Consider the following 9,759-nt stretch of genomic DNA (forward strand, 5'->3'; position numbering starts at 1 on the left):
AACCCCAGCCCGACATCGATCTCGACCGCACTGGTGCGATACAACCGGCTGAACTCAAACGACAGCAACCCGTCGAGTACGCCATCGGTCAGCGTCAGCAGCTCTTCGCCAGTGACCATCGACACCGGGCAGCCATTGGTACAGGTCCGGGGTACACAGTCAGCGCTGTCGCCGTTGGGGTTCTTCGCCTGATCAGGCTTGTCGTCGTGATGCTCGTCCTTTTTCAGGGAAGCGTTGCGTTTGGCATCCCAACGCAATTGCATGCGGCCCTTTTTCACCCCGGCTGCGATACCTCGTGCGGCGACGGATTTGTACTGGTTCACGTAGCCGATGAAGGTGCTGACAATGCCGAACAACGCCTTCACCAGACGCGTCACCGCCGACAACAACTGAGCGCCACGATCCACCAGGCGAAAGGTCAGATACGCAATCCCCGCCCCGGCACCGACGAAGGTCAGCACAATGCCGATCAAAACGTCGATCAGCAGTTGCACCACCACCATCGAGACGGCTTCGGCGGTTTTCCCGGCGAGTTCGCCGGGCGGCAGCATCTCGAGCCACAGACTGGCCGTACGCAACAACAGACACAGCGCCGCTTCGTCACTGACGAGCAGTTGGAGCTGCTCCATTTTTTCCGGCATCGACGCCGCGAATTCGGCCAACGCCGTCGCGCCATCTCCCAGCCGACCCGCAAACTCGAGAGGATCTTTGAGAATCTCCGACAGCAACCCAATGCTGTCCCACACGCCCTCAATCGCTGCCCAACTCCCGGCCAGCAAGCCGTTGCCCGCCGCCGTCGCCACCGACTGTGACCACTGCGGCTTGAAGCCCTGCCACTCGCTACGCAGCCAACTATCCAGCTGCCGGGTCAGGCCATCGTAGGAATCGAAAAGCGCGTCGACCTGCTTCTCGCTGGCCTCGCTGTGCACTAACACCCGATAGAACTTGCCCGCCTCTCCGGTGAACAACCCCTTGCCCTGAGCATCGAGCGTGACGGACTTGACCTTGCCGCCATCCACCGCCACGACATCGACTACGATGCCGCCCAACGGAATGTCGTACACCGACTCGAACTTGCTCTCGATCTCCATTTGCCCGGTTTCCGGGCATTGCACGACAGCCGAAGAGAAACGGTTGTCGTCAATCGCGACCGCTGTGCTGTGTTCTCCGAAACGGATGATCCGCTCCATCCCCATCAGCGACGGCAGATCGGCTGCATGACTGACGCTGTCTGCCGAACGACTGAACCAGTGCCTGAGCTGTTCGCGATAGAGATCGAGGGTGTGGGGAAAGCTGTCGAGTGCTTGCTCGATGCGGGTGATGGCTTCCATCAGCGCATTCCCAGGCGCATGACGAAATGAAAAACCGGGTCGAACATGTGCGTTCCCTCGCGCAAAAATCAGGCGAAGGACTTTGCGGGGGATCAAACAGAAAAGAAGTCAGGCGAGTAGGCGATGGATGTAGGAGAAGTCTGTAACTGATCTTTATCGAACAGCAGACGCAAAAACGGGGCGGGAGGTTTCCCTCACGCCCCGCTCAGGGAACACAAAAATCGCTTACCGAGAATGATCCCGACCGGCCAGCTCTTTCAACTTGAGCTCGGCCAGCGGATGCCCGGCCTTGGCGGCCATGGTCCACCAGCGAGCGGCTTCCGAAGGATCGGGCGCTTTACTGGGCGTACCTGCAAGACTGATGACACCCACCTGATACGCCGCCTTGCCATCTCCGGCCAGCGCAGCCAGCCGCAACAATCGAACACCCTCCTCACGCGCGCCCAGGCCAACGCCGCGAAACGTCAGGATGTGCCCGTAAAAGCTTTGCGCGCCGACATCGCCCAGGTTGGCCATACGCGCAAACTGCCCTTCGAGCCAGCGCCAGCCTCGGGGCTGACGGACAAACCACGACCAGTGAAACAGCCTACGGGCCAGCCAGTAACTTGCCCGCGCCTTGAGTCGTAAAAACACTCAGGCCTCCGCCGATTCCGGGTATTCGTATTCAAAGACCCGCACCACTTCCGAGGCATGCCACGAAGCTGCGGCAACACCATCGGATGGCCCGGAAAAACGCCCCAGACGCTCGACACATTCAAAGAAGCCGGTGCGTGGCAGGCGACTGGCGCCCTGGCTGATCACCAGCGAACTGCGCAACGGTTGTTCGGCTTTCGCGTCCAGCGCAGCGAGATGCTCCAGTGCAGCGGTCAATGTCTGCATAGCCGGCGTGGGCAGTTGCAGACGCTCGAGCAAGGCTCGATAGGTCAGAAGATGGCGCTGCCTGCGCGCCTGGTCCAGCTCCCCCAGCAATCCGTCCCAATGTTGACGACTGATGCGTACGCTCACGATTGTTCCCTCCACCCTGGCACCGTCAACTCCCAGGCCAGGCTGCGGCGAATCGCAGCGTCGGGCAGACGCTCACCGCTTTCGATCATGGCCAGGTAAGACGGGCTGATGCCTACCGTGCGGGCGAGCGCCTCGATGGCGATGCCCTTCCCTTCGCGCAAACTGCGTAACTGATCCAGACCTGGAAGAATCGGGTCCGGTGTGGCCGCAAGCGGCGCTGGAGCCGGTTGCGACGGTGCTTCGTTAATGCCTGCTGCTTTCAGTAGAGCCTGATACTGAGCCCATGGCAGAACCGCATATTCGGGTTCGCCATCGCGTGCAATTATCTGAATATCCATGACTACCCCGTAGGACAACAACGCTTAGCGAGTCGGCACTTTTCCCTAGAAGTGTAATCCTAACAGCGGCCAAGGTCGTGGGGGGTATCTATCTGTATAAGAGGCTGTCGCGATTCAGGACTTTTTCGGACCCTGAAGCTGAAGTTGTTCGGGCGTATCGGGCAGGCGCTCGACAACCCTGAGCTTTTCCGGCGCCTGACGCTGACGCCACAGACGGAACGCAGTGAGCTCGTCGTCGAGGGTTTTCATCAGCCAGGCGAGGACGGCTATGTCATCGAGCATGCCGAAAACGGGAATGAAATCCGGGATCGCATCCACCGGACTGAGGAAATACATCAGGCCCGCAACGACCGAAACGATCGCCTTGGGACTGATCGCGCGATATTCGCCGCGCCAGTACGCCAGGCACAGCGCCTGGAGCAATCGCAGGTCATCCTTCAGTTTGCCGAGACGATTGCCCTGGGCGGCACCTTTGCTGGCCACGGCGAACAACAGCGTCGGCAAGCGGCCACGGGCCAGGAGTCGTCCGGCCAACGGCAGGAATCGGGCGAAATTCCATGGAGCTTTCATCTATTTCTCCCGTTGAAATGTTATCCACACAAATTGTGGATAACCTTGTGAACAGAGCTGCATTTCGACGCTGAGAGCCCCGGTTCATAAGGGCTGCGCTCAGATCGGGCGTTTTTTACTCACATAAAAAACCCCATTATTTCATTGACTTGGCGGCTCAGGGCGTCTAGCGCGGGCGGCCTCAAAGTCTAGGACTGTCGCGATGCGTATCGGTTCGGTCTGTTTACGCTCGCCGTGACCCAGATGCAACAACGCCCCGCATAAGCGAGGCGTTGTTGTTGAAGCCGATACCGACGCTTGTTACTTGGCGGCGGCAGCGTCTTCTTTGGCTGGATCCTTGATGGCCAGCAGTTCCAGGTCGAAGACCAGAACCGAGTTGGCCGGGATTGCCGGGCTTGGCGATTGTGCGCCGTAAGCCAGATCGCTAGGGATGTACAGCTTGTACTTCTCGCCAACGTGCATCAGTTGCAGGCCTTCGACCCAACCCGGGATCACACCGCTGACCGGCAGATCGATCGGGCTGCCGCGCTCGACGGAGCTGTCGAATACGGTGCCGTTGGTCAGCTTGCCGGTGTAGTGAACGGTCACTACGTCGGTAGGCTTAGGCTGTGGGCCGTCGGCTTTCTTGACCACTTCGTACTGCAGACCGGAAGCAGTGGTGGTCACGCCGGCTTTCTTGCCGTTTTCTTCGAGGAATTTCTTGCCGGCGGCTGCCGACTCTTCGCTCATCTTGGCCATACGCTCTTCGGCACGCTTTTGCAGTGCAGCGAAGGCTTCGACCAGATCTTCATCTTTCAGCTTCTGTTCTTTCTTGCCGACGGCATCTTCGATGCCCTGGGCTACCGCTTTGGAGTCCAGATCATCCATGCCTTCCTGAGCAAGGCTTTTGCCCATGTTCAGGCCGATACCGTAGGAAGCTTTTTGCGCCGGGGTTTTCAGCTCTACGCTGGTCTGCGAATCACAACCCGCGAGTACCAGGCTAACCAGGGCTACCGCCGCCGCCAACCGATGCTGTTTCATGCTATTTCCTTGTTCATGCGCCGAAAGGGCAATCGAGTAAAGCCGCGAGCTTATCAGGCCGCCACGACCAATGGCTACCGGCATGAGAGCAGGAATCTTCCGATAAGTTCAGGGATTAAAAAGCATTTGGGCAAAGGCATGATGAAGCTTCTGTCATCTTGATCTGACATTGACCGATGCCCCTTCCCACAACACTTGGCGTAATGGCCACTTGCCGCACATGGCTCGGCTCAGGCATAACAGCGCAACAACTCGACAAGGATGTTCATCTTGCGCCTCATATTCCGTGTGCTGACGCTGATCGTGGTGCTGCTGGGACTGGTCCTGGCGGTGATTCTCTACTATGTCGCCAATCCGAAACTGCCCTTCCCGACGCCCGCCAAACAGGTCCACTACCTCAAACAATGGACTGACGAAGAGCGCCAGACCTACTACTTCACGCCGCAAGGCACCCAGATCAAAGGCCTGCGTTATGAGTGGTTCCAGGCCCTGGAGCTGCCGTTCTCGCAGCAACGCTTTGCCTCTCCGGAATATCTTGCACGCTTCGGCTTTCTGATCGACCCACAGCAGAAAGCAACGCCGAACAACTTGGGGAATCTGCCAGTGGGTTTCGCCCGCCATCAGAATCCCGGCAGCTCTGAGCAATATCTGGACATCACCTGTGCGGCCTGCCACACCGGCGAGTTGCACCTGAATGGCCAGGCCGTGCGCATCGACGGCGGCTCGGCGCAGCACGTGCTGCCTTCCAGTGTTCCTACATTGCGTGGTGGCAGTTTCGGACAGGCACTGGTCGCCAGTCTCACCTCCACGTACTACAACCCTTGGAAGTTCGAACGCTTCGCCCGCACCGTTCTCGGCGAGGATTACGACGCGCGCCACGACCAACTGCGCAAAGACTTCAAAGGCTCGCTGAACACCTTTATCAAAGTGGCGTGGAACGACACCCATCGCGGCCTCTACCCCACCGAGGAAGGCCCTGGCCGAACCGATGCTTTCGGACGAATCGCCAACGCGACATTCGGCGATGCGATCTCCCCCACCAACTATCGCGTGGCCAACGCCCCCGTGGATTACCCGCAACTATGGGACATGTGGACGTTCGACTGGGTGCAGTGGAACGGCTCGGCGCAGCAGCCGATGGCACGCAACATCGGCGAGGCGCTGGGGGTTGGCGCTACCCTGAATTTCTTCGATGCCAATGGCCAGCCGCTACAGGGTGATGAACGTTATGCATCAAGCGTGCGTGTGCGCGATCTGCACAAGATCGAAGAAACCCTGCAAAAACTTCAGCCACCCGCCTGGCCAGAGGAGCTGTTGGGCAAGGTCGACAAACCTTTGGCGGCCAAGGGTCGAGCGTTATTTGCCGAAAACTGCGCTGGCTGCCACGTCCCACGGGTGACGCAAGAGGGTGAACGCTGGGTCCAGCACCTGCACATGTTGCCCGTCGACGTCATCGGCACCGATCCGAACGCGGCCAACAACATCGCCAACCACCGTTTCGACCTGACAGCCCTGCAATGGAATCCAGCAGAGCTGGAGCAGATGGACGTAAAGCTGCACCCCACTCCCAAAGAACCACTCGACCTCAGCCAGTTATCCGTGGCCAAGGGCCTGGCTTACGTCACGGCGTTCGTTGAAAACCGCGCCTATCGCGAGGCTGGCGTCACTGCTGCTGAAAAACCTCAGCTCGACGGCTTTGGCCTGCCGATCGGTGTCCGGGAAAAAGTCGCCTACAAGGCCCGGCCGCTGGCAGGCGTGTGGGCTACACCGCCCTTCCTGCACAACGGCTCGGTGCCGAGTCTCTATCAGTTGCTGTCGCCTCAGGATGAACGCGCCACCACTTTCTATAAGGGCACCTTCGAATATGACCCTCGGCATCTGGGTTATCGCACCGAAGCCTTTACCAACGCTTTCCTGTTCGACACACGCATCACCGGCAACCACAACAGTGGCCATGAATTCCGCGCCGGCGAGCGCGGCAACGGGGTTATCGGACGGTTGCTGCAGCCCGAGGAACGCTGGGCGCTGCTGGAATACCTGAAAGTGCTGGGCGGCCCGCTGGAGGCGCAACTGCCATGATCTTCAATTCGTTCAAGAAACCATCGATGCTGGCGCGTTTCTGGTTGTGGCTGGGGCGGTTGCTGGGCAAAACCCTGCTGTTTTTGCTGGCGGTCGGCCTGATCGGCTGGGCTTTGGCAACCGCCTGGTTTGCCTGGCAACACCGAGGCCCAGTGTCGGCGACGGAGCAGATTCCGGACGGCGAAGCAGCCATGACGCAGGACGTGATCCAGACTGCTGTGCGAATTGTCGATCAGCATCGGGAAAACACGCGTTTTCTGCGCGACGCCCATGCCAAGGCCCACGGTTGTGTGAAGGCCGACGTGCAGGTGCTGCCGGATCTGGCTCAGGATCTGCGCCGAGGTGTTTTCAGCGAGCCGGGTAAGATCTGGCAGGCGACAATGCGCCTGTCCAACGGCAACGCCTATCCGCAGTTCGACAGCATCCGTGATGCCCGGGGCATGGCGATCAAATTGCTCGATGTGCCAGGCAAGCAGTTGCTGGGTGACCGTCAGGGGCTGCACGAACAGGATTTCGTGATGTTCAGCCATCCGAATTTCTTCGTCAGCGACGTCGCTGAATATCGTCAGAATGTGGCGGCGCAGGCTGACGGCAAAAAGGTCATGGCGTTTTTTCCGGGCTGGGACCCGCGAAACTGGCAGATCAGGCATTTGTTCATTGCGCTGGCGACGCTTTCTCCGCCACCAGAGAGCCCGACACGTACGACCTACTTTTCGGTATCGCCCTACAAATTTGGTGAGGCCAATGCGAAGTTTCGGGTGATGCCGGATCCGGACAACTGCCCGGCGTACACGCTTCCGAAGCAAAACCAGGATCTGCCGAATTTCCTGCGCAGTGCGCTGAATCAGCAACTGTCCACGGATCGGGTGCCCGCGTGTTTTGTGTTGCAGATCCAGCGTCAGGACGCCAATCGGTTCATGCCGATCGAAGACACCAGCATCGAATGGCGCGAACAGGACAGTCCATTCCAGACCGTAGCCAAAATCACCCTGCCCCCGCAGGACTTCGACACCCCGGCTCTGAACCTGCAATGCGACAACCTGTCGTTCAATCCATGGTTTGGGATCGAGGCCCACCGTCCGATTGGCGGGATCAACCGTCTGCGTAAAGCGGTGTATGAAGCGGTGAGTGATTACCGGCACAGTCGCAACTCTAATCAAGAGAAATGATTGAGAACCTGATGATAATCACCGAAGCTGACATTTTCTATCTTCGAAAAGACATGAACAAAGGAACAGGAGTTCCTTACTCCGAACATTTAATGAAAAGGAACGTCAAAAGTGTACGAAGCTGAACTGCGGGATCTACTTTCTGAAAACATACAAATACTGGAAAAAGGCTTAACACTCTTAAATAAAGAGCAATACATTCCAAACAATTTAGGCACACGAGGCTTTATTGATCTTTACGCCAGAGACGCACAAGGTCATCACGTTTTGATCGAACTCAAAAGAAGCGAAGCAGCATCCCGAGAAGCTCTACACGAAATCCACAAATATATAGAAGGTGTTAAAAGCCACTTCGGAGCCCGGGATCAGGAAATCAGAGTCATCGTCGCGTCCACTGAGTGGCGAGAGCTGCTTGTACCCTTTTCTCAGTTCGTCGCAAAAACCGATATCAACATTCTTGGACTAGAACTTGAAATCAACGAGAGCAAGGAAATCAAAGCAACAACTCCTGCATTAGTAGACTTTCAGCAGGGAAGATATATTGCACCATGGCATGAAGCAAACTGGTACACCAATGAGAAGAGTTTACAAGCAGGACTTCAGTCAATAAAAACCGTTTGTGAGAAAAAGGGCATCAGAGACTATATTATTATAGTACTTGAATCCAGCACACCTATTCATTCCCAGCGACAAGCCCAAATGAGGGGAATGCTCACCGGATTGCTTTCTGACGACCTTACTTCAAGCTCTCCGCTTCCGCTCTACCAATACATTGCATACTTTGCAATGCAAATACTCAGAGACGACGCCTGCTTAGAAGTCCTTAAATGTAACCCCCATTTATTACGACAAACGCTTGAAGAAACCGAGGGAATGAATGGCGAAGAATTATCCGGAGCTCTGCACGAGGCCGTTTCAGCCATGGATCCCCGCCCTGAAAGTGATTTCTATGAAATTGGAACGCCGGCAAAATTCAGTGCTTTCCAGGATGACCACGGTTTCAGCATTTCTTCAGTAATACGTTCCGGATCGTTCTCCAGAAACAAATTACTATCTGATGAAGAAATCGTAAACGAAATACATGCGCTCGACGGAATAACCGGACACAGATTCTCAAAATCAATAGACATTTCAAACCACGCACATTTAAGTGCTTTACGATCGCAAATTTCATCCTGCCTTACTCACAACCCGGTATGGAAGCGACAGATTCTAACCATGCTTGACGAGGTATCGCAGGACTTCCCCAACTCCACGATTGATCTACATATCTACAACCCTTCAACCGGAGTATTTACACTACTGTTTCCTTTGGTTTTCGAAAAAGGTGAGCGCTACATCCCAAATTTCTCCCTCTCTGTACACACGGAAGAGGCTGTCAGAATATACACCGGCGGTTTGCAGTGCGAGGGCATACCCATCGATTACGATGCGCTGCTGGATAAGTACTACTCCGGCACAACGGAAGCTTTATTTTTGTCAATGACTTGGGGTGGAAATGATCCAAGAGATACTGAAATCCTGGAAGACTTAGGTTTTAGATATAGATGCTTTCGCTACGACAAAAATAAAACAAATGAAACTTTTTTCACTTTCCGAGATGAGCGCTGGCGAGCTCACGAAATCATTGGAATATACGACCTGTTCACAGACTACTATGAAAAAAATGGGCCTACAATTCAAAAACTCATGCGCAAAATTGGCTCAAAGCTAACCGGTGCCGGATCAGTAATAATAAGAGGCGACAGTGCTCTAGCACAGTACATTGATATTTCAATGGGGAGAAAGAGAAATCAATTTTTCCATGGTGCGCCAACCCACTGTGAAAGTTGTGAATGTTCTTTTTCCAAAGAAAAATACATGATAGATGGGAAAATCAAAGGATATCGGGGATGGGCATGTATGTGTGAGGACTGTTTCCTCATCGAAGGCGAAGGTATTGGTCTGGGAATTGGCCAAATCTACCTCAACGATGCCGATGGATGGCTTATGGTTGGGGGGTTGCCACCTGACTTCGGGACCTGTTGATTGGATCATCCAATCATCAAAAAAAGCGACCTTCCGGTCGCTTTTTTCATGGCTGGGCCACACAGCCAAATCCCAGACAGCAAAAAGCCCGCACTAGGCGGGCTTTCTGTGGTGACCTGGCGTTCAGTGTTCCAGGTTACCGAATATGGCGCAGCGGACGGGACTCGAACCCGCGACCCCCGGCGTGACAGGCCGGTATTCTAACCGACTGAACTACCG

General features: G+C 55.9%; 9 protein-coding genes. 3 read left to right on the plus strand and 6 right to left on the minus strand.

All coding sequences use genetic code 11. The annotated features are described in order from the left end of the window. From AC1RMX_RS29560 to bamJ, 6 genes are all read right to left on the minus strand, one after another. Positions 1–1,331: DUF6531 domain-containing protein (locus AC1RMX_RS29560; protein ID WP_493073869.1), on the minus strand; the 1,331-nt coding region annotated here is incomplete at its 3' end. Positions 1,332–1,556: 225 nt separating this feature from the next. Further along, positions 1,557–1,964: an SEL1-like repeat protein gene (locus tag AC1RMX_RS29565; RefSeq protein WP_096823015.1), complete on the minus strand. Its 408-nt coding sequence runs from the start codon at positions 1,962–1,964 to the stop codon at positions 1,557–1,559. Beyond that, positions 1,965–2,336, minus strand: a complete 372-nt coding sequence (locus AC1RMX_RS29570) for a hypothetical protein (protein WP_003223109.1) — start codon at positions 2,334–2,336, stop codon at positions 1,965–1,967. It lies immediately after the preceding gene. Continuing rightward, complete coding sequence (locus AC1RMX_RS29575) at positions 2,333–2,674, minus strand: helix-turn-helix domain-containing protein (RefSeq protein WP_007950435.1); 342 nt, start codon at positions 2,672–2,674, stop codon at positions 2,333–2,335. The genes AC1RMX_RS29570 and AC1RMX_RS29575 overlap by 4 nt, the downstream gene beginning before the upstream one ends. A 114-nt stretch (positions 2,675–2,788) precedes the next feature. Further along, positions 2,789–3,244, minus strand: coding sequence for a YkvA family protein (locus AC1RMX_RS29580; RefSeq protein WP_096823014.1), 456 nt, complete (start codon positions 3,242–3,244; stop codon positions 2,789–2,791). A 300-nt stretch (positions 3,245–3,544) separates the two neighbouring features. Next, positions 3,545–4,264, minus strand: a complete 720-nt coding sequence (gene bamJ, locus AC1RMX_RS29585; RefSeq protein ID WP_096823013.1) for a BamJ family beta-barrel-assembly machinery protein — start codon at positions 4,262–4,264, stop codon at positions 3,545–3,547. A gap of 270 nt (positions 4,265–4,534) precedes the next feature. On the opposite strand from bamJ, the gene AC1RMX_RS29590 reads away from it, so the two are divergent. The 3 genes from AC1RMX_RS29590 to AC1RMX_RS29600 all read left to right on the plus strand — a co-directional run bounded on the left by AC1RMX_RS29590 (position 4,535) and on the right by AC1RMX_RS29600 (position 9,540). Continuing rightward, on the plus strand, positions 4,535–6,343 hold the full coding sequence (locus AC1RMX_RS29590; RefSeq protein ID WP_493073871.1) for a di-heme-cytochrome C peroxidase: 1,809 nt from the start codon (positions 4,535–4,537) through the stop codon (positions 6,341–6,343). Positions 6,344–6,369: 26 nt separating this feature from the next. After that, positions 6,370–7,512: a catalase family protein gene (locus tag AC1RMX_RS29595; RefSeq protein WP_493073875.1), complete on the plus strand. Its 1,143-nt coding sequence runs from the start codon at positions 6,370–6,372 to the stop codon at positions 7,510–7,512. 111 nt (positions 7,513–7,623) lie between these two features. Continuing rightward, complete coding sequence (locus AC1RMX_RS29600; protein WP_493073873.1) at positions 7,624–9,540, plus strand: endonuclease NucS domain-containing protein; 1,917 nt, start codon at positions 7,624–7,626, stop codon at positions 9,538–9,540. Positions 9,541–9,759: the final 219 nt, after the last annotated feature.

The organism is Pseudomonas sp. GW822-FHT03F04 (assembly GCF_058801405.1).

Bases quoted from the DNA above. Each gene is read 5' to 3' on its own strand.
- AC1RMX_RS29575 (WP_007950435.1), bottom strand. From the start codon at position 2,674: ATGGATATTCAGATAATTGCACGCGATGGCGAACCCGAATATGCGGTT.
- bamJ (WP_096823013.1), bottom strand. From the start codon at position 4,264: ATGAAACAGCATCGGTTGGCGGCGGCGGTAGCCCTGGTTAGCCTGGTA.
- AC1RMX_RS29595 (WP_493073875.1), top strand. From the start codon at position 6,370: ATGCTGGCGCGTTTCTGGTTGTGGCTGGGGCGGTTGCTGGGCAAAACC.
- AC1RMX_RS29580 (WP_096823014.1), bottom strand. From the start codon at position 3,244: ATGAAAGCTCCATGGAATTTCGCCCGATTCCTGCCGTTGGCCGGACGA.